The following is a 24,699-nucleotide window of genomic DNA, read 5'->3' as shown; positions in this document are numbered from 1 at the left end:
ATAAGATTCTGATTTTTATTATTGGAGGGAATTTTCATGGGAGTATACGTTCTAACAGTCTTTGAAAAAGATGGTTCAAAAGCATTAGACGAATCATTCGAGGCGGCAACTGAAAAAGAAGCGAAAGCAAAAGGTGAATCTATTTTACAAGAAAAAGGATTGTATGAAAAAACACATCGCTGCACATCTTCTGCAGGTAAGCTCGTTTTATTCCAGCGCTAAAAAAAGAAGCGTCATCCGCTTCTTTTTCACTCTACTATATCTTCGTCACACCACGTAAACACCACATCTAGAATGCGATTACCGATACGTACGCGTTTATTCCATTTTCCTGTTTGGATCTGATGTTGCAATTCTGCTTTCATCTTTTCCGTCCAGTCGTGAATCGTTTCACTACCGTCGTACGGATATACGCTTGGAAACTCTTTCTGCAGTAGATGCAAGCTCTCTGCATCAAAATGAAAATGGAAGAAGTAGTTTGCTGTAAGCGATGGTTCTTGCAATCGTAAAAACTGATCATCAATTTGCTTTCTATTTCGATAGAAAGTAAAGATATTCACCTTACCACTCGTAATTTGGTCAATTTGAATTTCGTGCTTCTCTATAATCACGTCTTGTCCACCTCGTTGTATACTATCTTTAGTATATATGTCTTTTGCAACAAAGTTAACCATTTTCGCGCGAAATTCATTTCCTTCATTATATTACCTGGACCTCCATGTGCAATCAGAACAAATAAAACAAAGTTGAAGGGGAGCGATCACATGTATTTCGGAAGCAAAGGTTGGTATGTAAAAGAACTTAAAAAATTAGGTATCCGTACTTATGAAGGTAAAAAACTAGAATCGTATCGTACGCATGTGTTATCTAGTTTACTTGAGAGAATGAAGAAAGCTTCAGCTTAATTAATGTAGGAAGCAACTACGGTTGCTTCCTTTTTATATAGTGGAAAAAAAGAAATAATCCTATCTTAACGTTCTATCTTTACCGTTATACTCTCTTGATAAAAACCATCCATTATTAACTGAATCTCTATTACTAAATTTCTTTCTAGATAATCATTCGTACATACTTTAAATTCCCCATACTTATTAACCCGTCCGCTTCCAACATACATATCACCACTTGTTATGACAATTGTTGAATGAGGTTCTGCACGACCCAACACAAAATTATGACCATATTCCACAGAAGCTATCGTTATTTTTTGATGCATATTATTAATTGAACCTATACATTTCTTTTTACACAAATTAACATTACTTTCTTCAGCCCTCGAAAACGCCAGATTCCTGTTAATCTTTTCTGAAGACGAAGCAACATTCCCCAGCCAAATAAACCTATCAAATGTAGTAATAGGTAGAAACATCTACGCTAACTCCCCCATTCTTCCTTCTCGTTTTTATCGACTACAATCTTTTGATGAACTTATAGTATTAATTTCTATATCAACATAAAAAAATATCCTTTTCCCATTCAATTTCGCACTGTTAATTTGTACAGAATGCATAGAATACTGTTTTTCAACCCAGATGCAATGACAACACTACACAAAATAATCCACAATCCATTAAATGTAAATCCACCTTCAAATGTGTTAATAATAATTATGTTGCCGATTATTAAAAGAATCCATGAAATGGAATACTGTTTTCCATTTGTAATATATAAAACTCCATCCTCATAACAAACTGTAATTCCTCCACCTTGCCAAACACCAATAGCGAAAGAAAAAAGCGTAACTGCCAATAACTCTGCTTGTAAATCTCTAGTCATCGGTTGCGGCGCCGTATAAGTAATAATCCCTATCATCATGAGAAAAGTAATAATATGTATCCAGTTTAATTTTGTTTGTTTACTTTGCAGCCAAATAAAGAAAATAACTACAGAAATTAAAAACAAAGTTGCCATTTAATTATTTTCTTCCTTTCCCACATTAAAAACGTCTGTGTAATGCAATTAGAGCGTTCTTAAATCTCTCATGCTTTCTAAAGCATAACATGAGAAAATAATAAAAAAATCGTACAAAAGGGCAAGCCTATAATGTACGATTGGGCATATATAATGTTTTAAAAATGAATTAACTTCCTTTCAATAGATACAGCTACTGCTTCTGACCGTGAATTAACACCTAATTTATTGTATATATTTGTTAAATACGCTTTTACTGTTCGCTCAGCTATTCCCATATCGAATGCAATTTCTTTATTCTTATTTCCACGCGCAATAGCTTTCAACACAAACAATTCTTTTTCTGTTAAGTTATTTTCTTCAACCTTATCAGCATATACTTCTTTCCTTTTATAATTCACTATTTTTTCCATAATATTGGGTTGTAGTAAAATCTCACCTCGAATAGCCGCTTCCAATGTTCGAAACAAATTCTCACGATCCGTATCTTTTAACAAATACCCTTTTGCTCCTAGCTCAATTCCCTTTAACATTAATTCATCTTCGTTATAAGTAGTTAATATAATAATCGGCGTATGATTTTGTTTTTTATTTAAAGCCTCAATTGTTTCTAAACCACTCATTTTAGGCATATTTAAATCCATTAAAATAACATCAGGTTTCTTTTTTTCTATGAAAGAAAGGGCTTCTTCTCCGTTTGCAGCCTCACCTATAATTTGAAATGAATCACTCGTTTCTATTATTAATTTCAGACCTTCTCTTACAACGAAATGATCATCCACAATTAATACGTTATACTTCATCGCTATCTCCTTCATTATTGATAGGTACTTGAATACACACTTTCGTACCCTTCATCTTTTCACTCAATATATGTATTTCTCCATTAATCAATCGAACTCGCTCATTTAAGCCAATTAAGCCGTAATGTCCAGGATTCTTACCGATATATCCAGTGTCAAAACCAATTCCATTATCTTCAACTTCAATAGTAAGTTTTTCAAGGTTATCGCTATATTCAACTTTCAAATTTACATCTGTTGCCTGCGAATGTTTTGCGATATTCGTTAAACATTCACTAATTACATATAAACAATGTTCCTTTACTAATCTTGAAATATGCGGGGGGCTTTGAATAGTAAATCTCACATGTATAGACGTAGCCTCAGAAAAACGTTGAACTTCTTCCTCTACAGCTTTATTAAATGAATTAGTAGTATGACGCAAATCATCAATAACCAGCCTTGCGTCATGTAAAGTTTGTCTCGCTCTTATCATAGTTTGTTTCATAATCTCTTGAGATCGCCCTGTATTCCCTTTTTGCATATGGGCGTCTATTGCTTCCAATTGCATAATTAAGCTGGCTAAACCTTGCGCTAACGTATCATGTAAATCTCTTGCCATTCGCTGTCTTTCATTAGCTAATGTCAATTCTTCTACTCTCATATATGCAGACTCTAACTCTTGAAGGTAGCTCTGTATACGATTCCGTGCATCATATTGCTGCTTATTAATATAAGAAAAAGGAATAATAATTGCTAACACTAACAGAAACATAGAGATAAGAATAGCTAATTTATTCACACCATAATTTATACTAATTGCAGTACAAAATATTGCATACATAAGAGTAAAAACTGCTATTACTTTAAATATATTGTGATAAACATATAGACTTTGGGCAATTAAAATAGGGGTTAATCCAACAAAAATTGCTATCGAAGCATTTGATGCAATGAATGCAGCCAAAAACACAATGAACAGTTGTACAAAAAAGAAATATAACAATTGCCTATTCCTTAATGAACTAGCATACCAATGAAAAACAGTATGAATAACAATGACCATTGTAAAGAAGAAACTATCCATCGAGAGAATATTATTACGAAATTCTAAAAGCAGTGAAGCTATATATACGAGTGTAATCCATAAAATAATAAACCTTCTTGGAATAAATACCGCTTCCAATACATTTTTATCCAAATCTATATTTGAATTTATTTTTTTCATATTCGACCTCCACCATTATATTATACAAGATGCGGCTTACATTTTGATAAAGTGAAACTTTAATCAGTGGAGCTTTTGTCTATCTCCATTGGTTATTAGCCCTCACCAATTGTGCTTTTACAGGCAATCCCCCCTACAAATAGCGAGATAAATTATTAATTCCTCTTTATCCTCATTACTGAATAAAAATATGAAATATTGCATATCGAAATGCATTGATGTATTTGTAAGCGCTCACTATAATAGGTGTATAAAGATTCATTACATCTTACCATTAAAAAAGGAGGCACTCATATGGAAATCGCAATGGCAGTTTTAAAATTTGTAGGTGGGGTAATTCCATTAGTTCAAGAACTTTTAAAAGCATTTATGTAAGATTATTATTCAGCAATTATTTATAAGAATTATCATACAAATGATCTGTATATCAAAAACAAATTGATACACAGATCATTTGTGTGAGAAAACTTCAAACGAAAATTATGTACCCCAGCATAATAATAATAATGATACATCTATCTCAAGTTGGAAAAAGACGCTCACAAGAGCGCCTTTTTTTATATTACTATATACCTAATAACTTGTTTAGAAAATCAATTCTACAATACTACATAATTAATATATCTATTTAAAGTTTAGACAATCAAAACCCCTCCTCAAAGTATAAAAGAAGATTTTCTGTTCCCTTTTATTTAGTACTAATGAAATAATTACTCAAACTAAAAATGTTATAATAAACCCAATCAAACTAAGGGGGAACATTTATGTTGCACGGAACATGCATTCAATTTCACAAGTTTGGCAATCCAAAAGATGTATTACAAGTTGAATATAAAAATATAGAACCATTAAAAGAGAATGAAGTGCTAGTTCGTATGTTAATTAGACCAATTAATCCGTCTGACTTAATTCCTGTTACCGGAGCGTATGCCCATAGAATTCCGTTACCTAACATACCTGGTTATGAAGGTGTTGGCATTGTAGAAGATGTAGGGGCTTTTGTTTCTAGAGAACTTATCGGTAAACGTGTTTTACCGTTACGTGGAGAAGGTACTTGGCAAGAGTATGTGAAAACATCAGCTGATTTTGTAGTCCCTATTCCTGATTCTATTGATGATTTTACAGCGGCACAAATGTATATTAATCCTCTTACGGCGTGGGTTACTTGTACAGAAACGCTAAACTTACAGAGGAATGATGTTTTATTAGTGAATGCTTGCGGATCCGCTATTGGACATCTATTTGCGCAGTTATCACAAATATTGAACTTCCGATTAATTGCCGTTACAAGAAATAATAAGCATACAGAAGAATTACTGCGCCTTGGTGCTGCATATGTAATTGATACTTCCACTGCCCCGCTTTATGAAACCGTTATGGAATTAACAAACGGTCTCGGTGCAGATGCTGCGATTGATTCTATCGGAGGGCCGGATGGAAATGAATTAGCTTTCTCCTTACGTCCAAACGGGCACTTTTTAACGATCGGTCTTCTATCAGGAATACAAGTGAACTGGGCCGAAATTGTCACGAAAGCAAAAGTGCACGCGAACATATTTCATTTACGACATTGGAATAAAGAAGTGTCACCACATAAATGGCAAGAAACGTTTCGTCACTTAATTCGCTTAGTTGAAAATGAGCAATTACGTTTTATGACGGTACATTCTACATATGACTTAGCGGATGTACAAGCGGCGGTTGATGTTGTGCAGTCTGCTGAGAAAACGAAAGGGTAACTAACTGTTACGATTTATTTAACCAATTATAACCAAAGTTAATTAAATATATCAGTAAGCCCTGCTAGTCAAGTGATTGGCTAGTAGTGAGGGTTAACTGCGGGCAATCCCTAAAGCTGATTGAACTACAACGTGGCTAGAAATAGCGAGCGTGAATGTCGCGAAAGCAGAAAAAATCAATCAGATGGTGCAAGGTTAAATCCTAAACACTAGAACAATGGGTCTTCCGCCTCGAATCATCTAAGTCAAAATGGATAAGATGAACGTTCAACGACTATCTCGTATAACTGACGAGAGTACATCACAAGCCTATGGTGATGGAAAAATCCTCTATCTCTAAAGAGATAAACATATAGTCTGCGCTCATGTGAAAATATGAGAAGTTCATAAGAGAACTAGCTAAGGAATTGCGCCCTTAGTTGAACGAGATACATTTAATTAAATCTATCAAACCTCATTGAATATACCGAACGTACATTCTATGATAGGTTCAATGAGGTAAGAATAATAATGAAATTTTTACGAGTTAGTCAAGTATCAGAATTAACAGGTTTGCATCCGAGTAGTCTCAGGAGAATGCTGGTGGAACACGCTACGATTCAGAAGAACAAATCTTTCATTAAAGGAGTTACATTCTGATGATATTGGCGAAGAAAGTTAGAATGATTCCAACGCCTGAACAAGAACAAGTGCTTAGAAACCATGCTGGTGCTGCAAGATTCGCTTATAACTATTGTAAAAGAATGAGTGATAGATATTATAAGCTATTTGGAAAATCTGTTTCACAGTTAGCTTTACAGAAACGATTTACAAAGATCAAGAAGCGAAAGAGATATGAGTGGTTAAAAGACATTAATGCACAAGTTCCCAAGCAGGCTTCAAAAGATTTTGATACGGCGAGAAAAAATTCGTTCAAAAATTACAAAAATGGTTCTCACACTTCTTATAAATCCAAAAAAGATTTGATCCAAGGATTTTATGCCAATTATGAAAGACTGATTATAGGAAAAAAAGTCGTTCATATTCAGTCTATTGGAGAAGTGAAAACAAGCCAACAACTACCAAGAAACAAAAAACCATCCAATCCAAGAGTTACATTTGATGGTCGTCACTGGTGGATAAGTGTAGGATTCCAAGAAGATTTTGAATCCCAAGAACTAACCGATGAGTCGATTGGTGTGGATGTTGGTTTAAAAGAGCTGTTTGTAGCTTCTAATGGTATGAAAGAACGAAATATAAACAAAGATGCTAAGGTTAAAAAACTTTTGAAAAGGAAAAAGTCAGCGCAAAGAGATATGTCTAGGAGATTTAAAAAAGGTGTGAAAATTCAATCCGCCGGATATGAAAAAGCGAAAGCTGAGCACCTGCGGTTATCTAGGAAAATTACGAATATCCGAAATAACCATATCCATCAAGCAACAGCTAAATTGGTGAAAACCAAACCAATGAGGATTGTAGTGGAAGACTTACCTATTTCAAACCTGTTAAAAAACAAAAAACTATCGAAAGCATTTTTATTTCAAAAATTAAACTTCTTCTTTCAATGTTTATCATACAAGTGCGAGAAATATGGCATTGCGTATGTAAAAGCTGATAAATGGTTCGCCTCAAGCAAGATTTGTTCATGTTGCGGCGTAAAATACGACCATTCAGTTCAACCAGAAGGACAGTGGAGTTTAAAAATACGTGAGTGGTGTTGTGCTTCATGCAATAGCCATCACGATAGAGATTTGAATGCTTCGATAAATTTATCAAGATGGGTAAAATAAATGCTTGATAATAGGAGGTAACGATACTGCCTCGTGTGGAGTGTTATACCCCTCGTCCCTTTGGGGCTGCGAGAACACTTTGAAGCACTAACTTGTGTAAATTTGATTGAATTGTATAGATTTAGTTAAGTTTATCGTATCGGAAAGTGTTTTTGACGAGTTATTAAATGCAAAGGAAGGAGTCTTTTTGATTGGCCTTTTAAATAGACTAGATAATACCTTTAAGAGCGAACATTTGTAAGTATCTGGTATAATTCTATTAAAAGGTGAAAGGAGATTTTCACATGTGGTTAATTTCGGCAATTTGGCCTGTTATACTAGTCGGGGGAATTGTAGTATTTGTAATAAAAAGATTGGAACATAAATATAAGAACGGAAAATTAGGTAAGAAAAAATCAAAAGAAGCTCAAAACTTATTAGATAGTCTCATACCTATAGGAATGCTTGTTGGCTGTATAATCGGTTTGATTTTCGGTATGTTTTTCCCGGACTTCTCCCTGCTTTCAGTTAGTTTAGGATCTGGAATAGGCTATTTATTTGGTTATTTCGCCTATGAAATTTATAGTAAGACAGGCAACAATTTTTCCTAATCCAAAAAGAATAAGCCGGACAGTACATAATAGTCATATAAAATATGTACTGTCCTTTATTTTTGCATCAAAACTATCACCTTACCTTTCACCTACTATACACCTTTTTTATTGATTTTCCTCTCCTCCCTCTGTTGTATATCCGCTTTTTTGTTTTCATGGGATCTATATCCAAAGTAAAGTAGCGCACATGTAATAACAGAACCTACAATGTATCCTAAAAAACATCCTAACCAAAACATATTGTAACCGCCTCCATTCATAATAAATTTTATGTAATATAACTCTTTACATGCTCCATCGTTTATTTCTATTAACTATACACTCTCTAAAATTATTCCTACCACTCATTCTGGCCGTACATCAAATAGCAATTTTATTATTTGTCATAAAGTTAACATCTTCGTTAAATACATAAATATTAGTACTTTTACCGTCAGAAATAACATACTACATTTGAAATAAGTAGGATAGTAATCAGCTCTTTTCCCTCTTAACTTTAGTTATGAACAAAAAAACCCCCCTCAAAGCATAAACTTCAAGGGGTGAGCCTGTTTTTTTATTTACTTATATACGTACAGCTGTACCACTTACAGCAACCATTAACATTCCATCACGAACTACTTCGTAATCTACGTCAACGCCAACGATAGCGTTCGCACCTTTTTGTTTTGCAAGTTCTTTCATTTCATCCATTGCGATATCACGAGCTTCTTTTAGCTTACTTTCGTAAGAACCAGCACGACCACCGACAACATCACGAACAGAAGCGAATAAATCGCGGACAATATTTGCACCCATAATAGCTTCACCATTTACAATATCGATATACTCAATAATTTCTTTACCTTGAATTCCAGACGTTGTTGTTACAATCATGACTGACACTCTCCTAATAAGTTGTAGTTTTAATAAGCTTTCTTATGTCTTTATTATGACATGGAACAAACAACTAATCTATTGAATTACCTTACAGGAATGTGACAGTTTTGTAAGAATAAAATGCCTATTATGTTTAATAAAGTGCTTTAACATTAGGATATATAAACGATTCCCTATTTTCTTTCCAGTCGCGTTCTACTTCTTTAAAAGTTGGTCGTCCTAATTCTTCATTGTTTTCATGTTTACGAAACCATTTCTTCACATACTGATCTCCATTTTTATTTTGAACTGTACAAAGGAAACTATTACTACTATCTTTTAATATTTTTACAATCACGAATAGACACCTCTTTCCTTTTAAAATAACGTAATAGAACTTGATCTTTTACTATAAGCCCTTCCTCTCTTATAGTCATACGACTCCTCGGTCGCACCAAAGTTGTAAGACCAAAAAACGATATTTACTTTGTTTACATTTTATTTAAAGAAATCAGAGTTATAAGCATGATGCTTATCAAATATTTTATAGATTTCTAACTTATCATCTAATTTTGCATCTACTAAAATTAATATATTTCCATCGTAAATGTATTCTTCATATTTCTTAGCGTGTTCTTCTGGAATGCCTAATCCGATAAATGCTCCTATTAAACTTCCAGCTCCTCCGCCAATACCGGCTCCTCCAATAGCTGCTGCGATAGGTCCCGCTGCTACAATTGGGCCCAGTCCAGATACGGCAAGTACACCAAGACCTGTTAATAAACCTCCGAGTCCACCTGCTACTCCTCCAGCTACAAGCCCTGTCGCTGAAAAGATATCCGCTTTATGTGCAGTTTCATGATTCACTTTCTCACCTGATTTTTCTTCCAGATGTTCAATTTCCTTTTGATCTTTCGCAATAGCTGAAATGTTATCTGCCGAGTATCCTTTTTCCTTTAATTCATTAATAACGAGTGCCGCATCATCAATTGTTTGAAAAACACCTACTATTTTTCTATCCATATTCATAACTATTAACCTCCTAAAGTTTTATATAATGCTTCTTTATTACTCTTCGTTTTTATATACACTAATTTTTTCATTCACATATCCATTTACGAAAAACGCCAATAATAAAAGGATTACAAGAGAACTACTTAACAAGTAAATGAAATCAAATGTAATATCCGTTATCATTTTATCCATATGTAACAGTCTCCTTTTTATTTAAAGTAAAAGTATAAAATCTTACAATTCATCTTCGGTCAATCTCTTTGTAGTATATGTATACCCTCCGTAACTCTTTCTAAACGTAAAAAACTATAATTATATTTTTTCTTATTTATATGTTTAACATTTTTTAAAACGGGTATGTTTATATTGTTATGCTTATTATATGGAAAGGAATATTACGATGAATGCCATTCACTCTACTACTATTCTTTATAATGAAACACCTACAATAACCCAGATTCATCATTTTTATGCTTTAATGACAACATTTCAAACGAATGTATTTATAAGTAAACACGGAACACTTACTTCTATTAAAAACTTAAGCACATTAGTATCATTTTTCCTTACTGTAAAAAAGAGAGATCTTGTATTATTTATTTTTGAAGGAATAGATGCAAAAAGAGCTTTAAGAACACTCTTCCCTTCTTAGAATGTTTGTTATCCTCTATTCCCTCGTCTACTACCTTTCATATATGTTTTTATATTTCAAAATGATTTCCTCTATTAAAAAGAACCCCCTAATACAATAGGGGGATTTCTAGTTTGACCTTATGAAAACTGATATAATATATATTACGTTTTTCATTCTTTAAAATAGAAAAGTTTTAATAACCTTGAAGGTAGGAATTTTTAATGAACTCGAAAGCAAAATTTAGTATTCGCTACAAAATTATGGCTGGTTATTTAGTTATCATTTTGTTCTTGCTTGTTTCTTTCATTATGTTAAACAATGAGATTTCCAGCTTACAAAAATCTCGAAATTTTATTATTGATCACGATTTTAAAGTTCTCAATTTAACGAATCAAGTGGAGAAAGAGTTACTAACAATTGAAAATAAAGCGAAAGGGTTTATCATTTCTAATAACCCTAATTACGTGCAATCCCTTAACTCTGCGGAAAAGGATTACGAAAAACATTATCAAGATCTTTTTGCTTTATTAGAGGATAACCCCTCTCAGCAAGAAAAATTAAAACAAATTAACGAAAACATTACTAGTTGGATTAATAAAGAGATTCACCCACTCATTACAAATAATAATAATAGTAATAATGTACAAACAATCGACACGACTCAAATTCAATCATTACAATCGCAGGTAACTAACTTCCGGAGCACTGAGGAGCAACTAACGAAAAAAAGAGCTGCACAATTAGATACTGAAAATAATAAATTAGAGATTTGGTTATACAGTTTATTGTTCTTACTTTCTTGTGTTGCCATTATCGTTTCACTCTATATTTCGAATTCCATTACAAAAACGATTAAAAATGTAATTCAAGCTATTAAATCCATTTCTTCTAAAGAAAAAATTACGGAGAGAATTCATGTAAATACACATGATGAAATAAAAGATCTTGCTCATACAACAAATCACCTACTAGACGAAATATCAAAAAGAGAGTGGTTACAAACTGAGCTTGCAGAATTAATTTTACTGTATCAAGGTGTATCTTCTATTGAGATGTTAGGTAAAAAACTTCTTAGTGGAATTATACAAAAAACGCAAACTTCTTGCGGTGCATTTTATGTACGTGAAGAATATGAAGAAACTGTCTACTATGTGAAAAAAGCTTCTTTCGCCGATCAAGGTGCTGATATTGGGAAACAATCCATTCAAATGGGTGAAGGTTTCATTGGACAGTCTGCCTTAGAAAAGAAAAGTTTTATTCTCAGGGATATACCCGAAGAGTTTCGTTATGTCACTAGTGGAGTATTAGAAATACGTCCTAAAAATCTACTAGTCATCCCTATCTTATTTGAGGATGAAGTGATCGCAGTAATGGAGTTAGTAAGTGTAACTGAGATTTCAGATTTACATCAAGATTTAATTCAACAAACCGTTGATAATCTAGGTTTAACAATCCATAGCATTATGGGACGTATGCGAATTCAAACTCTTTTACATGAATCACAAGCAATGACAGAAGAGTTACAAGTTCAATCAGAAGAATTGCAAACGCAAGCGGAAGAACTACAAATGCAAGCAGAAGAATTACGAACAACGAATGAACAATTAGAGTCTAGAACTGAAGAGGCTGAGCAGAAGACAGCTGACTTACAAATTACCAAATCAGAATTAGAAGAAAAAGCAAGCGAGTTGTTACGCAGCTCAAAATACAAATCTGAGTTCCTAGCAAATATGTCACATGAATTACGCACACCGTTAAATAGTATTTTACTATTATCTGAAATGTTAAGAGAAAATCATGATAACAATTTATCCGACGATGAGATTGAATTAGCAACTGTCATTCATTCATCAGGGAAAGACTTACTTACTTTAATTAATGACATACTCGATTTATCTAAAGTAGAAGCAGGCAAACTAGACATCATTTTTGAAGCAACGAACATAAGTGACATGGCAGCCAATATGCATCAAAACTTTTTACATATAGCTGCACAAAAAAATGTCGAATTTACTATTGAAGACAGTGATACGATTCCTGATCTGTTTTATACAGATGCAAAACGGATTGAGCAAATTATTAAAAACTTATTATCCAATGCATTTAAATTTACAGAAAAAGGATCCGTTTCTTTACATTTCGATTCGATAGAAACAAGTAATTTAAGTCATGATATGCAGTCTATAAGTAAAGATTGGATTACAATTTCAGTAAAAGATACTGGTATTGGTATCGCTAAAGAACAGCATCAACTTATTTTCGAAGCCTTTCAACAGGCAGATGGCGCAACGATTCGGAAGTATGGTGGTACAGGATTAGGTTTATCTATTTGTAAAGAGTTTGCGAGATTATTAGGTGGTTGGATTACGTTAGAGAGTAATATAGGAGAAGGTAGTACTTTCACGGTATATATTCCTAACCTTCCAAATGGATTACCAGATATACAGTTATCCAATTTAGAAGTCGCAGCAACGATAGAAGATGTTATTCCTGCTGAAGTTGTTGAAGAAACTATTGTTACTACCGAAACAAATAACGTCTTCCAAAAGAAAACAATTTTAATTGTCGATGATGATCATCGAAATATATTTGCGTTACAAAATGCATTAAAAAAACAAAATGCCAACATTATTACTGCCCAAAACGGCATAGAGTGTTTAGAAATACTAAAAAGCAATACAAATATTGACCTTATTTTAATGGATATTATGATGCCTAATATGGACGGTTATGAAACGATGGAAAATATCCGAATGAACTTAGGGTTAAATGAAATACCTATTATCGCATTAACTGCTAAAGCAATGCCAAATGATAAGGAAAAATGTTTATCTGCTGGCGCTTCAGATTATATAAGTAAACCATTAAACCTACATCAACTCTATTCGGTAATGAGTGTATGGTTAATAAAATAAGTGAGGTTTAGTTGGAGTGGAAAATAAGTATTATAATTTTGATCCATCAGTAGATACGGATGAGCGCACGAACTTAGAAATTGAATTACTATTGGAAGCGGTATTTAAACTATCAGGATTTGATTTTCGCCAATATGCTCGCACATCTATTTATAGAAGGATTTGTAATCGAATGCAGCTCTCTAATATCCCAACCATTTCAAAATTAATTGAAAAAGTAATTCACGAGGAAGGGGTTTTAGAACAGTTATTAAATGATTTCTCAATTAATGTAACTGAGATGTTCCGTAACCCTACCTTTTTTAAAGCGCTTAGAGAGCATGTTATTCCTGAATTAAAAAAGCATCCTGAAATTAGAATTTGGCATGCTGGATGCGCAACTGGTGAAGAAGTATTATCAATGTCCATCTTACTTCACGAAGAAGGATTAAGTGAAAAGTCGGTTATTTACGCAACAGATATGAATACAAATGTGTTAGAAAAAGCAAAACAAGCTATCCTTCCGTTAAATAAAATGCAAACTTATACGAAAAACTATTTACAAGCTGGTGGTACACAAGCATTTTCTAACTATTATTCAACAGATAATCGTTTTGCTTATTTTAATCCATCACTTTTACAAAACATTATTTTTGCACAGCATAATTTAGTAACCGATCAATCTTTTAACGAATTTCATATTATACTTTGTCGTAACGTTTTAATTTACTTTACAAGTAAACTTCAAAATCAAGTGCAGCAACTATTTTATGAAAGCTTAGGTCACAATGGATTTCTATGTTTAGGAAATAAAGAAACTCTTCGTTTTTCAAATATAATGCCGCATTATACGCAATTTAATCCTAGCGAACAAATTTATCAAAAAATACAATAAAAAGCGTATGAAATCCTCTGTTTGGATTTCATACGCTTTTTATTTCGCATTCGTTTGTATCATAATTAGACACATATCATCTGATTGCGCTTTCTTTTGTTCTTCCTTGTAAAACCCTTCTATCTCGCCTTCTAAATCTCCCCATTTTCTTTCTGTAAAATTACGTAATTTCTCTTCAGCCTCAAATTCATCATTTGCAATTGCTTCAAGAACACCATCTGTAAATAATACGATTTGAGCATTTTTCTCAAAAGGTATAACTGTCTTTTCAACTTTTATTTCATCAAAAAATCCTACCGCACAACTCCCGCGATCTAGTTCAACTACATTTGTTTCATCAACTAAAACATATCCAGAAGGATGCCCTGCATTGACATATTCAATCGTTCTATTTTCTGTATTAACTACTAAGTATATGGCCGTAAAATAATAGGGAATATTGTCATTTTCATTATGTAAAAGAGTCATATATTTATTTAAGTCTTTAATGACAAGTTCTGGATCAATTAAACATTTAATCGTTTCACGTAATACAGACGAAATAAACATGCAAACTAATGAAGCAGATACGCCATGTCCCATCACATCTAATAATATAATACCGTAGCGGTTTTCATCAATTTTATACCAGTAATACATATCTCCAGCTAGTTTAAATGAAGGTAAGTAACTTGCTTCAATTTTTATATAATCTTCTCTTAATGGGCTACTTAATAAGTTTCTTTGTACTTGCGTAGCTAAATCTAGTTCATTCCGAAGGTTTTCTTCTTGTTCTTTATGCCAATTTAATTCCGATTTCAAGCGTAACGCTACACGCATACGTGCTAATAATTCAACTTTATTTATAGGTTTCGTAATATAATCCATTGCCCCCATATCAAGAGCTTCGGCCAATTTATTTGCATCCTCTAAAGCTGTAACAAAAATAATAGGGATATCTTTAAACTTCTCCTCTTTTTGTAATCGCCTACAAACTTCAAGTCCATCAATTTCAGGCATCATAATATCTAATAATATTAAATCAATTTCATTATGCCTGGAAGAATCTTTTCCAAAATGTATGTATTCGAAGAGCTCTTGTGCAGAATTGAGTGATACAAGATCATGATATCCGGCTTGTTTTAAAATCTTCTCAATTACAAATATGTTAACCGGATTATCATCAACAATTAAAATGGACACAAGTTATTTCCCCTTTTCTTATTTAAAATGTAAATCTATTATCATTTTCTATTTTTCTAGTATTACATACTCAGTTACAAAATGAAAATTTCTTACTCAAACATATTTATACAACAAAAGAACAAACCCCTAGAAATAGGAATTTGTTCTTTCACTCTATAAATTTCTACTTTTAATTTAACACCATTGCTTTATCATTTAAAAGACGATCTAATTCTTCCATATGATTTGTTTCATCGGCAATCATATCTTCTAGTTTTACAACTAACTCTGTCATATTTAATTTCGCTGCCTGTTCTTTTCTCGTTTCATAACGCTTAATTGTTTCATATTCTGATTGTCTAGCGGATTCTAACATTTCTCTAACATCTTCTACTTGTTTCACTGGTAAAGGGGTCGTAGTGGGGGTACCACCTAGCGTCTTAATTTTCTCCGCTAAATATAGGGCATGTCCTTGTTCATCACTAATTTCAGATTCAAAGAAAGGCTTTAACACTTGTCTATATATACCAGAAACTGTAGCTGCATTATGATTATACATAATAATTGCTGAGTATTCTCCTGCTAAATCTTCATTCAATCCTTCGATTAGTTCTTTCACATCGTGTGACATTTTCATATCTCCTCCTATACTTAATAAGTACCCCTTTTCTCATGTTTTAAACATCATTATTTTAAATTTTTTATGTATCTAAAAATGCGGCTTGCTTCAATTTACTTATCGCTTGTCTTTTAATACGAGAAACGTGCATTTGTGAAATACCTAACCGTTCCCCTGTATCTTTTTGATTTAAATTTTCTCCAAATATATAATGAATAACACTCTTTTCCGTATCATTTAATACGTTAAAAATATCCTTTAAAACGAGACGCCTTTCTGTCTCTTCATATCCTTGTTCTACTTCACCTACAGATTCAATTCTCGCTACCGAACTTCCATCAGATGAATTTTCAACTACATCATCTAAGGAAGATACTCGATAATTATTTTTCGCATCCATAATCTCTAGAACTTCCTCTTCCGATAGTCCTAAATGATCCGCGATTTCTATAATCTTCGGCGAACGTTGCAGATGATCTGTTAACTCCTCTATCGCAAGTTTAATTTTTCCGCCTAAATCTTTAATTCGCCTTGGAACGTGAATGCCCCAAGTTTTATCACGTAAATACTTCTTTATTTCGCCTACTATTGTAGGTATTGCAAAAGGCTCAAAGGCATTCCCTATCGAATAATCATACCTTCTTATTGCGCCTAAGAGCCCTAACATGCCTACTTGTATAATATCCTCATGCATCGGTCCGCCTTTTGAATAGCGATATGCAATGGAATAGACAAGATTTTTATAATGCTCAACTAACCTTTCCTGCGCTTCATCACATTGGTTTTGTTGGAAGTCTGCAATTAGTTTAATAACGTCTTCTTTAGTAAGATTCGTAGGTTGAGATTGGATTTCCATCATTCTCCACCTGCTCTCTTTGTATATATTTTGTCATTAAAACCGTCATGCCCTCATCATGCATGATTTGTATATCATCCATTAACGTATTAATTAAATATAAACCTAAACCATTTTCCGGCAAATGTTCTACTGGTTTACTAATATCATACGGACCAACTTTCCTTTTTAAGTTATTAAAATCAAAGCTAACCCCATTATCCGCAACCATAATTTCTAATCGATTTTCATATAGTCCAAAGACAATTGCAATTTCTCCAACGTCTTCTTTATATGCATGTTGTACAATATTTGTACATGCTTCACTAATAGCAATTTTCATATCTTCTATATCGTCATAAGCAAAGCCCATTCGATTCGCAACACCAGCCATTGTTAAACGAATAATAGCCACATATTCTGCCTTTGCAGGAATTTTCATTTCTATCTTTTCAAATCTCTCCATCATCCCTAGTCACCTTCTTTCTACTTTTTCAAAATCGGAATTCAAATTTAATATTTCTGTTAACCCTGTAATATCAAATAATCTTTTTAACCTTTTAGATACACCGATAAACTCTAGTTTTCCATCATTTTTCTTAACTGCTTTTAATAGCGCTATAAAAACACCTAAACCAGTACTATCCATATAATCTACGTTATGAAAATCTACTACAATATGAACCTCTTTTTCGCTTGTAATAGGCATTACCTTATTTTTCAAATCTGATGCCGTATACGCATCAATCTCACCATTAAGTTGTACCGTATAACCTACATCATTTTGCAAAATATTTATTTCCAAATTCATCATTTCCGCCCCCTTATCTCGAACTTTTACTATTTAATTACCCATAAAAATTAGTTTTAAACATATTTTTTTATTTTCATTATAAATAAATTTTCTACACCTTTCTCGGCTTAACACGTAAAAAATACTATCAAATGTTTAAAACTTATAAATTTGTGTATGTATAATGTATAAACATTATTTTTAGGGGGATCTATCTATGGAAGAGCACAACTTTAAAAAGGGAGATTTTGTTCAATTTTCTTATCGACACGATCATGCTACAAAATTAATTGGTTCCATTATTAACATACTAACGAATACAATTGTAGTAGATATCGGTAATAGCGAAGACTTATCTCATATAGAACCGAGGCAGGTCGTAAAAATAAATAATTGTGAAAAAGTAACGATGGTTTAATACATAATAGAAAGTGTAATTTTAATGAGTGAGGGTTCTTCATCCTCCACTCTTTCCTATGCAGATTACATAAAAAAAGCATCCAAATTAGTTTAATTGGATGCTTTTTTTATGTATATTTATCAGTTCATTAATTTTATAGCTATATATAATAAACTTAAGATTACTATTCATTATCATACTTACGCTTTCCGCAACATTCTAGAGAAGAATGTAACGATTAAAATAAAGACGATTGCACCTAATAACGCTGGAAGAACGAAAATGCCTCCCCATTCAGGACCCCAATGACCAAATAACGCACTACCTACCCAAGATCCAATTAATCCGGCAATCACATTACCAACTATACCTAAAGGAAAGTCTTTTCCCGTAATCATTCCAGCTAACGCACCAATAAGTCCACCTACAATACACGTAATAATAAGTCCCACAATTAAACCTCCTATATTCGTTTTATATTGGATTTATCAAGCTTTGGTATGTAACCAAAGCCTGATAAACATGTATTATTCTTTATTATCCAATCCATCACTTATCTTTTGTTTCACTTTTCCGACTTTTTCTTTTATCGTTCCCTTCGTCTTCTCCCACTTCCCTTCATTTTTCAACTCTCTATCTTCTGTAACTTCACCAATTCCTTCTTTTACTTGTCCCTTTGTCTTTTCCACTTTACCCGTAATTTGTTCTTTTAGTCCGCTCTCACTCATATTTCCCATCTCCTTTTCGTAATAGATTTATAGATTTACAGGATACAAATTTAAATAGAATACATGCATCTTCTTTCGTGTAACCATTCACCGACTCTTTCTAAATCTTTAACGAATAACAAGATCTTCCCTTCATCTAGCTTTTCTTCGTAGAAGTTTGCTTCTTCCTCATTAAGCCCTAACTCCTGCATCTTATTTCTTAACTGATCTCCCGTTTTTTGAAAGACATTAATAATGCTTGTCCCAAGTCCTTCCTCTTTTATTCCAATCGTGTTCACGTCTGCATTATCTGCGATTCTATCTGTCCTCTCTTTCTCGTGTGTTAATACGTAAATATCTTTTTGGTCTATTCCTTTCTTTACTAGATCATTCGCCGCATTCATGACCTCTTTCTCCGTAATAAATTCATATACAAAAGGTTTACTATACTTCGTTTCCATCTTTAACTTCCTCCTTTAAAATGAATTATTTGTTATATTATATGTAGTACACCTATTTTCGAAATGTTAAACATAAAATATGAAAAAAGTTATGTGAATTTTGATTTTAATAGAAAATGAACAACATCATTTACCACTTTAAAACATCTTCCCCTTACAATAACTACCTAATTTTACAGAATATTGTTATAATTAATCTTAAGGAGGGATACTATGAAAAAAATCATATCTATATGCGCACTAACCGCTCTATCTTTCACTTTAATAGGTTGTACAAGCACCTCGGCTACAGATAAAGCTTCACAAGTTAAGCAAGAACATACACAATATACCTTTCAATTAAACTCCGCAAATATTTCAGACATTGAAATACTAAAAACAACAAATCATACTACTTCCAAATCTCAAACAGATAATAAAGAAATGATAAAATCTATCGTTTCAGCCGTTCAAAATGGAACACCTAAAACTATCACTTTAGATCAAAAAAAGAGAGAATCTGCACATTCTACTATTACCGTTACATATAAAGATGACGCAAAAGAAGAATTTCTTGTTTGGGTTGATAATAAGGAACAAATTACAATTGCTAAAGATGAGAAGAAAGATAAGGTAGAAGGTGTGATAGTGAATATTAAAGATGCTAAAATGATGAAGGATTTCTTTAAAATGTAAAAAGGATCTCCTTTAAGGGGATTCTTTCTCTCTTCATACAGCCTATCGAGTTCTGCTCCTTATCATCCAAAGCAGAAATATTAATGATATATTATGAAGACGTTTATTTACGCTTTAGTTATATACCTATTGTTCCTATTGCAGAAAAGTACAACAAGCTGGACAACCTAGATTTCAAACTGTAAGATTAGATGTTGGTGAAATCAGGCAGCAAAGCATATATAGAAAATAGGTGTTAATTTTGAAAATCAATAAAAAATTCGAACCATTAATTTTTAATATCTTTATGATTTTAGGTATATCTAGTATTATCTCTTTCGTCATGGTTTCAATGAATGTTGGATATACAGCTTTATTTCTCAAATCATGGATGAAAACATGGGGAATTGCTTTCGTACTTGCATTTTTAGCTTCTAAATTACTACCCTTTGTAGTGAAAAGGATAATGAAAATATTCACTTTTGTTGAGAATGATGCTTAAAAATAAAGTGATTTACTACGTGGGTTCATTCCAATTAAAAGAGTTTATTATCACAAAAACTTAACTTGGTAAAATGTTTCAAATCGAAGGAAGACACCTTAAAGGTTGCCTTTTTTTTATAAGTAAAAAAAGCCCGCCTATTTCCGTAGGCGGACTTTATCTTTATTACACAATACGAAAGTATACTCTCTTTTTCACTGAAATTTCATGTAATTATACATATTCATGAAAATGTATATAGTAGACTATAAACTATGGGTATGCTCTATAAAGCTGATTCTTTTGAAAAGTGTCATTATAGATGCCCATCTATCCCAAGAGTTTAAGCTTTCAGGGGATCCATCCTATCATCTTCTCTCTTCATACAATCGATTTGCTTTATACGAGCAAACGAAAAACATACATGTCGCAACGGGGATAAATGTCATAAAAAGTCCTCTCATTAATGCAAATGGCGTTTCAAATAAGAATGACCATAGAAATGATACACCTTGCTTATCCCATAATCCTGGCGTCAAGTATAGTTCTTTCGGATTTACAAAGGCTCCTAAATTCATTGTATTACTATACATAAATAAAAATAATATCGGCAAATAACAGATTGCTAATTCTAAAAATGTTTTAGATAGACGCTTATACTTCCCTGCTCGTGACATTGGATCTGAAAAAATGTCATCTTCACTTTCTTCATCTACCTTTTTAAAATAGTACGTACCTGACCAACGATTACCGGCTATATGCTCCCAACCACTATCTTCAAATAACGTGCAGTAATTAATAAATTCACTTTTTCTACTAAATACTCTATGGTCTATTCTAATCGTCGCATCTTCCGGCTCTGTATATCTAAATGTATAACCAAATGTAGTGCTTTCCAGTTGATAGCCTTTCCAAGCCATCTCTTCTAACCATTTTTCCTCTTTCTCAAAATCTAAAAAGAATTTCAATCTCCACATCATCGTTTCCCCCTAACTATACGCGTAATAAACTCTTTGTAACCGCAATAATGTGCTGCATTCTCATAAAATCTAAATGCAATACTTCTTTCCCGCGTTCCGTAATGACATACACTTTTCTTCGTTTATCTTCACTTTTTACCGATTCAATTAACCCTTGTTTTAATAAATTTTCAACCGCACCATACAATGTACCCGCTGCGATTTTCACTTGATGATTACTCAGTTCCTCCACCTTTTGCATAATTAAATATCCATGAGCTGGCTCTAATAAAGCTAAAAGAACGTAATACGTTGTTTCCGTTAATGGTAAATTTTTATCTCTATTCATAAAGACCTCCAATGTAACGATAAATATATAGCTAAACTATATAGTTAAACTGTATAGTTAAATTTTATACAGTCAGACTGTATATGTCAAATGTAGGAATAGCTTTATAACCCAAAACAAAAACGCTACCTTTTTAAAAGATAGCGTTTTTGTTTTACCCTTGCTTATTCTTCGCCTTCATTTGCTCTTCATAAACAAACTTCGCGGTCATAAAGTCGTTAGAAAAATCTTTCAATGCATTCTTCATTACATTTAATTCTTCTTGTGATTTAATTTCAATACTGTTTAAGAAATCAAATGCTTTTGATTGTTCCTCCGCAACAAAGTTTTGTGTCATATAATCATCTTGGAAGTCTTTCTTCGCCTTTTCTTTTACTTTATTCATTGCCTCTGTTTTGTTTATGCTTTTCATTGGATTTTCGAATGCTCCAGTAGGTTGTTCTGGTTTTGGCTCTTCTTTCTTTTCCGGCTGTTGCGCTGGTGCTGGTTGTTGTGGTTCCTGCTTTGGTTGTTCTTGTTGAACCGGCTGCTGTGCTACTTGTTGCTCTTTTTTCGCTAACTCATCTTTTAACTTCTTCACTTGCTCATCAAGAGATTTTTTTTCAGTTTCTAACACACTCATATCACTTTTCAACTTTTGCGTTTCTTCAAAATGTTCATCTACTAATTTATTATATTCTTTCTCAGAGTACATTTTTTCACTAGTTGATGTCGTTTTCTCTTTCGTAATAACTACATTAATAATTACAAATAAGGCTACAATTCCTATTAACGCAGCGAAAATCTTCTTTTTATTCATGATTAATCCTCCAAAATGTAAAATTACAAAAATTATCATAACAGACCAAATCCCTTTCACTTGTCACATTCTGTCGAATTAATACAATAAAAAAAAGCATCTAAAACAGATGCTTTTTTTCATTCTTAATACGTAAACGCAATCGTCACTAAAGAATATCCTTCTTTCGCATTGTAAGGCTCCGCTTTATAAGAAACTCGATTTGCCCCTTGCGGATAACCGATTTCCCCAATTGCCTTTTTCACATCTTGCAGTGCACCGTTCATTGATTGCTTATAAAGTACTTCTATCTTTTCTGGCTTTGCACTATAGCGCTGCTGCATTTTATTTTTTAATTCAGTATAGTTATTTGCGATATATTCATTTCCTAAATAGTTTAACTTTGTATCTTTTAATATTTGCTGATATGCAGGCGTTTTCGTACTACCTGCCGCAATTTTGTTTGTCAGTGTACTATAATAATTTGTTGTAGCTTGCGGGTAGTCTCCGCGGTTCCACTCATGATTTCTTGCGATTTGTTCATCTGATAAATTGAAATACGAATACGTTACGCGGCCCTGCTCATCTGGAACCGGATCATCGAATGTTGTATCAAGGTGATACCATTTGTTTTCGATTTTCACTAAATTCCAAGCATGAGGTTGTCCGTCCCCAGTTCCTGTCACGAAATGATTTTCAATTCCTGCTTCTTTTAATAATTGATAGGTTAATAGTGCGTAACCTTGGCAAACCGCAGAACGATTTACAAGTGCTTCATATGCTGTGTAAGCTTTATAAGACGTATCATAAGAAACATGTTTTACTACATAATCATGAATCGCCTTCACTTTTTCGTGATCATCCATTCCAATTTGAGTAATAGAAGAAACGATTGCTTTCGCTTGTTTCATGACATATTCCGTCTGTTCTTTCGTTTCACGATATGTAATCTTAAGCGTAAACGTATAATTTCCAGGTGATCCAGAAAGTCCATATGAAACATTCGATCTATTATTATTTGTATACTCATTTTTACTTGCAACTTCTTTATATGCGTTAAAGAGTGTATTCATCACTTCTTCTGTATTATTGTTTTTCGTTTTATATGGAAGTGTAATATTTGTCTCGTATGTATTAATACGCTTTTGTACTTCCTCTTTAAAAGCTGTTAATAATGCCGCATCTCCTGTGTCTTTCACATCAGCATTTTTATACTTCAAAGTTTTATATAAAAACTGCGCATACTGTTCACGTGTTACTGTGCCATACGGTTCAAAATTCCCGTTCCCTGTGCCATCTGCGATTCCATTTGACTGCACTGCACTAATTGCGTTTTCTGCCCAAAATGGATTTGGAACATCCTTAAAGGTATGTTTTTGTTTTGCCGCAAGATGGAAAGCATTTGTAAGAATTTGTGCCATTTCCGCACGACTCACAGAAGCTTTCGGTCTAAATTGGCCATTTTCATCACCTTTAAAAACTCCTAAATTCGTTAAAGTTAATACCTCTTCTGGGAACATTGTAGAACTTTGATTAATATCACCGTAAGGATTTTTAAACGTAGACCCATCCTTTAATACGTAACGAGTTCCATCATTACTAAACGAACCGCCTTGTTTATTCGGTACTAACACTCGATAAATTAAAGCCGCAACTTGCTCCCTTGTCGCAACATCTCCAAAACCAAATATCCCATTTCCATAACCGGAAATAATATTCTTACTGGCTAAATCTTTAATTGCAGGATATGACCAATGTGATGTCGGCACATCAGAAAAAACACCCACTTCAGCAGCTTTTACATCGCTGCCATTTGTATATAACAACGCACCACCAATAAGTGATAATGATGTAATTGATTTTAATAGTTTTGTATACATAATGTCTTCTCCCAATACGTTCTCTATTTTTTGTTGATTTATGTCGAAAAATCTAAAAATATGACAAAATATATTATACAATTAAAAGTTTTTGAGGGATATATTGAATTTTAAAATATGCAAAAATTCATATTAATATATTTTTCCGTATTAATATTATGTTGTTTCACTTGTGAATATATATAAGTAGTCAAGTCAACACAAATAATAAAAAGACAGCTATCCATATGAACTGACCCCATAAAGTTAGACAGGTCGTTTCATTAGGCAGCCTTTAGGGCATGAGTTCGATATTGTACCGG

The 24,699-nt window shown here is 33.0% G+C and carries 32 protein-coding genes and 1 pseudogene; 12 read left to right on the top strand and 21 right to left on the bottom strand.

Annotated features, from left to right (window positions below; translation table 11 throughout):
• Positions 1 to 36 precede the first annotated feature (36 nt).
• Positions 37 to 222 carry a YhzD family protein gene (locus ACS2QP_RS17645; protein ID WP_000539551.1) on the top strand — a complete coding sequence of 62 codons (186 nt, stop codon included), beginning with the start codon at positions 37 to 39 and terminating at the stop codon, positions 220 to 222.
• A gap of 26 nt (positions 223 to 248) precedes the next feature.
• Here ACS2QP_RS17645 and ACS2QP_RS17640 read toward each other — a convergent pair whose 3' ends face one another.
• Positions 249 to 611: a hypothetical protein gene (locus tag ACS2QP_RS17640; RefSeq protein ID WP_000582792.1), complete on the bottom strand. Its 363-nt coding sequence runs from the start codon at positions 609 to 611 to the stop codon at positions 249 to 251.
• A 153-nt stretch (positions 612 to 764) separates the two neighbouring features.
• Here ACS2QP_RS17640 and ACS2QP_RS17635 point away from each other — a divergent pair, with 153 nt between their 5' ends.
• On the top strand, positions 765 to 905 hold the full coding sequence (locus tag ACS2QP_RS17635) for a YflJ family protein (protein ID WP_000273536.1): 141 nt from the start codon (positions 765 to 767) through the stop codon (positions 903 to 905).
• A 65-nt stretch (positions 906 to 970) separates the two neighbouring features.
• Here the strand turns inward: ACS2QP_RS17635 and ACS2QP_RS17630 are convergent, their stop codons facing one another.
• The 4 genes from ACS2QP_RS17630 to ACS2QP_RS17615 all read right to left on the bottom strand — a co-directional run bounded on the left by ACS2QP_RS17630 (position 971) and on the right by ACS2QP_RS17615 (position 3,921).
• Complete coding sequence (locus tag ACS2QP_RS17630; protein WP_048526528.1) at positions 971 to 1,369, bottom strand: hypothetical protein; 399 nt, start codon at positions 1,367 to 1,369, stop codon at positions 971 to 973.
• A 107-nt stretch (positions 1,370 to 1,476) separates the two neighbouring features.
• Complete coding sequence (locus ACS2QP_RS17625) at positions 1,477 to 1,911, bottom strand: hypothetical protein (RefSeq protein ID WP_088298512.1); 435 nt, start codon at positions 1,909 to 1,911, stop codon at positions 1,477 to 1,479.
• 158 nt (positions 1,912 to 2,069) lie between these two features.
• On the bottom strand, positions 2,070 to 2,714 hold the full coding sequence (locus ACS2QP_RS17620; RefSeq protein WP_000876838.1) for a response regulator: 645 nt from the start codon (positions 2,712 to 2,714) through the stop codon (positions 2,070 to 2,072).
• The gene (locus ACS2QP_RS17615) at positions 2,704 to 3,921 is read right to left on the bottom strand and encodes a sensor histidine kinase (RefSeq protein WP_088298513.1); all 1,218 of its coding nucleotides are present in this window, start codon (positions 3,919 to 3,921) and stop codon (positions 2,704 to 2,706) included. The genes ACS2QP_RS17620 and ACS2QP_RS17615 overlap by 11 nt, the downstream gene beginning before the upstream one ends.
• Positions 3,922 to 4,111: 190 nt before the next feature.
• Between ACS2QP_RS17615 and ACS2QP_RS17610 the strand changes: the two are divergent.
• The 4 genes and pseudogenes from ACS2QP_RS17610 to ACS2QP_RS17595 all read left to right on the top strand — a co-directional run bounded on the left by ACS2QP_RS17610 (position 4,112) and on the right by ACS2QP_RS17595 (position 8,019).
• Positions 4,112 to 4,296, top strand: a pseudogene (locus tag ACS2QP_RS17610) (hypothetical protein).
• Positions 4,297 to 4,685: 389 nt separating this feature from the next.
• Positions 4,686 to 5,660: a zinc-dependent alcohol dehydrogenase family protein gene (locus ACS2QP_RS17605; protein WP_088298514.1), complete on the top strand. Its 975-nt coding sequence runs from the start codon at positions 4,686 to 4,688 to the stop codon at positions 5,658 to 5,660.
• Between the two features lie 638 nt (positions 5,661 to 6,298).
• Positions 6,299 to 7,429: an RNA-guided endonuclease InsQ/TnpB family protein gene (locus tag ACS2QP_RS17600; RefSeq protein ID WP_438882694.1), complete on the top strand. Its 1,131-nt coding sequence runs from the start codon at positions 6,299 to 6,301 to the stop codon at positions 7,427 to 7,429.
• 284 nt (positions 7,430 to 7,713) lie between these two features.
• Positions 7,714 to 8,019 carry a hypothetical protein gene (locus ACS2QP_RS17595; RefSeq protein ID WP_000266262.1) on the top strand — a complete coding sequence of 102 codons (306 nt, stop codon included), beginning with the start codon at positions 7,714 to 7,716 and terminating at the stop codon, positions 8,017 to 8,019.
• A 567-nt stretch (positions 8,020 to 8,586) separates the two neighbouring features.
• On the opposite strand, the gene ACS2QP_RS17590 is transcribed toward ACS2QP_RS17595, so the two are convergent.
• The 4 genes from ACS2QP_RS17590 to ACS2QP_RS17575 all read right to left on the bottom strand — a co-directional run bounded on the left by ACS2QP_RS17590 (position 8,587) and on the right by ACS2QP_RS17575 (position 10,086).
• Complete coding sequence (locus ACS2QP_RS17590; protein ID WP_000637511.1) at positions 8,587 to 8,898, bottom strand: YbjQ family protein; 312 nt, start codon at positions 8,896 to 8,898, stop codon at positions 8,587 to 8,589.
• 136 nt (positions 8,899 to 9,034) lie between these two features.
• Complete coding sequence (locus tag ACS2QP_RS17585; protein WP_001970570.1) at positions 9,035 to 9,238, bottom strand: DUF4028 family protein; 204 nt, start codon at positions 9,236 to 9,238, stop codon at positions 9,035 to 9,037.
• Between the two features lie 140 nt (positions 9,239 to 9,378).
• Positions 9,379 to 9,909, bottom strand: a complete 531-nt coding sequence (locus ACS2QP_RS17580) for a general stress protein (RefSeq protein WP_074563243.1) — start codon at positions 9,907 to 9,909, stop codon at positions 9,379 to 9,381.
• Between the two features lie 39 nt (positions 9,910 to 9,948).
• On the bottom strand, positions 9,949 to 10,086 hold the full coding sequence (locus tag ACS2QP_RS17575) for a hypothetical protein (RefSeq protein WP_438882693.1): 138 nt from the start codon (positions 10,084 to 10,086) through the stop codon (positions 9,949 to 9,951).
• Between the two features lie 208 nt (positions 10,087 to 10,294).
• Between ACS2QP_RS17575 and ACS2QP_RS17570 the strand changes: the two genes are divergently transcribed.
• The 3 genes from ACS2QP_RS17570 (at position 10,295) to ACS2QP_RS17560 (ending at position 14,317) form a co-directional block, all read left to right on the top strand.
• Positions 10,295 to 10,546, top strand: coding sequence for a hypothetical protein (locus ACS2QP_RS17570; protein ID WP_438882717.1), 252 nt, complete (start codon positions 10,295 to 10,297; stop codon positions 10,544 to 10,546).
• 203 nt (positions 10,547 to 10,749) lie between these two features.
• Positions 10,750 to 13,443, top strand: a complete 2,694-nt coding sequence (locus ACS2QP_RS17565; RefSeq protein WP_332285271.1) for an ATP-binding protein — start codon at positions 10,750 to 10,752, stop codon at positions 13,441 to 13,443.
• A gap of 16 nt (positions 13,444 to 13,459) precedes the next feature.
• The gene (locus ACS2QP_RS17560; protein ID WP_332285270.1) at positions 13,460 to 14,317 is read left to right on the top strand and encodes a CheR family methyltransferase; all 858 of its coding nucleotides are present in this window, start codon (positions 13,460 to 13,462) and stop codon (positions 14,315 to 14,317) included.
• Positions 14,318 to 14,356: 39 nt separating this feature from the next.
• Here ACS2QP_RS17560 and ACS2QP_RS17555 read toward each other — a convergent pair whose 3' ends face one another.
• From ACS2QP_RS17555 to rsbV, 5 genes are all read right to left on the bottom strand, one after another.
• Positions 14,357 to 15,499, bottom strand: coding sequence for a fused response regulator/phosphatase (locus ACS2QP_RS17555; protein ID WP_332285269.1), 1,143 nt, complete (start codon positions 15,497 to 15,499; stop codon positions 14,357 to 14,359).
• A gap of 172 nt (positions 15,500 to 15,671) precedes the next feature.
• Positions 15,672 to 16,112 carry a ferritin-like domain-containing protein gene (locus ACS2QP_RS17550; protein ID WP_332285297.1) on the bottom strand — a complete coding sequence of 147 codons (441 nt, stop codon included), beginning with the start codon at positions 16,110 to 16,112 and terminating at the stop codon, positions 15,672 to 15,674.
• Between the two features lie 70 nt (positions 16,113 to 16,182).
• Positions 16,183 to 16,959, bottom strand: coding sequence for an RNA polymerase sigma factor SigB (gene sigB, locus ACS2QP_RS17545; RefSeq protein WP_063535804.1), 777 nt, complete (start codon positions 16,957 to 16,959; stop codon positions 16,183 to 16,185).
• Positions 16,922 to 17,404: an anti-sigma B factor RsbW gene (rsbW, locus tag ACS2QP_RS17540; RefSeq protein WP_000970576.1), complete on the bottom strand. Its 483-nt coding sequence runs from the start codon at positions 17,402 to 17,404 to the stop codon at positions 16,922 to 16,924. The genes sigB and rsbW overlap by 38 nt, the downstream gene beginning before the upstream one ends.
• A 6-nt stretch (positions 17,405 to 17,410) precedes the next feature.
• Positions 17,411 to 17,749 (bottom strand): anti sigma b factor antagonist RsbV, encoded by a 339-nt coding sequence (gene rsbV, locus ACS2QP_RS17535; RefSeq protein ID WP_002106052.1) that lies wholly within the window; start codon positions 17,747 to 17,749, stop codon positions 17,411 to 17,413.
• A gap of 196 nt (positions 17,750 to 17,945) precedes the next feature.
• Here rsbV and ACS2QP_RS17530 point away from each other — a divergent pair, with 196 nt between their 5' ends.
• A complete protein-coding gene (locus tag ACS2QP_RS17530; RefSeq protein ID WP_000390989.1) occupies positions 17,946 to 18,146 on the top strand; it encodes a methyltransferase in 201 nt (66 codons plus the stop codon).
• Between the two features lie 182 nt (positions 18,147 to 18,328).
• Here ACS2QP_RS17530 and ACS2QP_RS17525 read toward each other — a convergent pair whose 3' ends face one another.
• The 3 genes from ACS2QP_RS17525 to ACS2QP_RS17515 form a co-directional block, all read right to left on the bottom strand.
• Positions 18,329 to 18,580, bottom strand: a complete 252-nt coding sequence (locus ACS2QP_RS17525; protein WP_000522903.1) for a GlsB/YeaQ/YmgE family stress response membrane protein — start codon at positions 18,578 to 18,580, stop codon at positions 18,329 to 18,331.
• Positions 18,581 to 18,655: 75 nt separating this feature from the next.
• A complete protein-coding gene (locus ACS2QP_RS17520) occupies positions 18,656 to 18,856 on the bottom strand; it encodes a CsbD family protein (RefSeq protein ID WP_000004267.1) in 201 nt (66 codons plus the stop codon).
• A gap of 50 nt (positions 18,857 to 18,906) precedes the next feature.
• Positions 18,907 to 19,296: a general stress protein gene (locus ACS2QP_RS17515; RefSeq protein WP_063535801.1), complete on the bottom strand. Its 390-nt coding sequence runs from the start codon at positions 19,294 to 19,296 to the stop codon at positions 18,907 to 18,909.
• 213 nt (positions 19,297 to 19,509) lie between these two features.
• On the opposite strand from ACS2QP_RS17515, the gene ACS2QP_RS17510 reads away from it, so the two are divergent.
• Both ACS2QP_RS17510 and ACS2QP_RS17505 read left to right on the top strand, forming a co-directional pair.
• Entirely contained in the window at positions 19,510 to 19,971 is a 462-nt protein-coding gene (locus ACS2QP_RS17510; RefSeq protein WP_326234751.1) for a hypothetical protein, read from the top strand.
• A gap of 241 nt (positions 19,972 to 20,212) precedes the next feature.
• Positions 20,213 to 20,452, top strand: a complete 240-nt coding sequence (locus tag ACS2QP_RS17505; RefSeq protein ID WP_000700225.1) for a DUF2798 domain-containing protein — start codon at positions 20,213 to 20,215, stop codon at positions 20,450 to 20,452.
• A gap of 347 nt (positions 20,453 to 20,799) precedes the next feature.
• Here the strand turns inward: ACS2QP_RS17505 and ACS2QP_RS17500 are convergent, their stop codons facing one another.
• The 4 genes from ACS2QP_RS17500 to ACS2QP_RS17485 form a co-directional block, all read right to left on the bottom strand.
• Positions 20,800 to 21,411 (bottom strand): DUF2812 domain-containing protein, encoded by a 612-nt coding sequence (locus ACS2QP_RS17500; protein WP_438882692.1) that lies wholly within the window; start codon positions 21,409 to 21,411, stop codon positions 20,800 to 20,802.
• Positions 21,412 to 21,424: 13 nt separating this feature from the next.
• Positions 21,425 to 21,739 (bottom strand): PadR family transcriptional regulator, encoded by a 315-nt coding sequence (locus ACS2QP_RS17495; RefSeq protein ID WP_017673390.1) that lies wholly within the window; start codon positions 21,737 to 21,739, stop codon positions 21,425 to 21,427.
• 154 nt (positions 21,740 to 21,893) lie between these two features.
• Positions 21,894 to 22,538 (bottom strand): hypothetical protein, encoded by a 645-nt coding sequence (locus ACS2QP_RS17490; protein ID WP_438882691.1) that lies wholly within the window; start codon positions 22,536 to 22,538, stop codon positions 21,894 to 21,896.
• A gap of 125 nt (positions 22,539 to 22,663) precedes the next feature.
• Positions 22,664 to 24,397 (bottom strand): S-layer homology domain-containing protein, encoded by a 1,734-nt coding sequence (locus tag ACS2QP_RS17485; protein ID WP_438882690.1) that lies wholly within the window; start codon positions 24,395 to 24,397, stop codon positions 22,664 to 22,666.
• Positions 24,398 to 24,699: the final 302 nt, after the last annotated feature.

This window comes from Bacillus cereus group sp. Bce019, assembly GCF_051781745.1.
GTDB lineage: Bacteria > Bacillota > Bacilli > Bacillales > Bacillaceae_G > Bacillus_A > Bacillus_A cereus.
The sequence above is the reverse complement of the archived record's forward strand: the minus strand, read 5'-3'. Positions and strand labels throughout refer to the sequence as shown.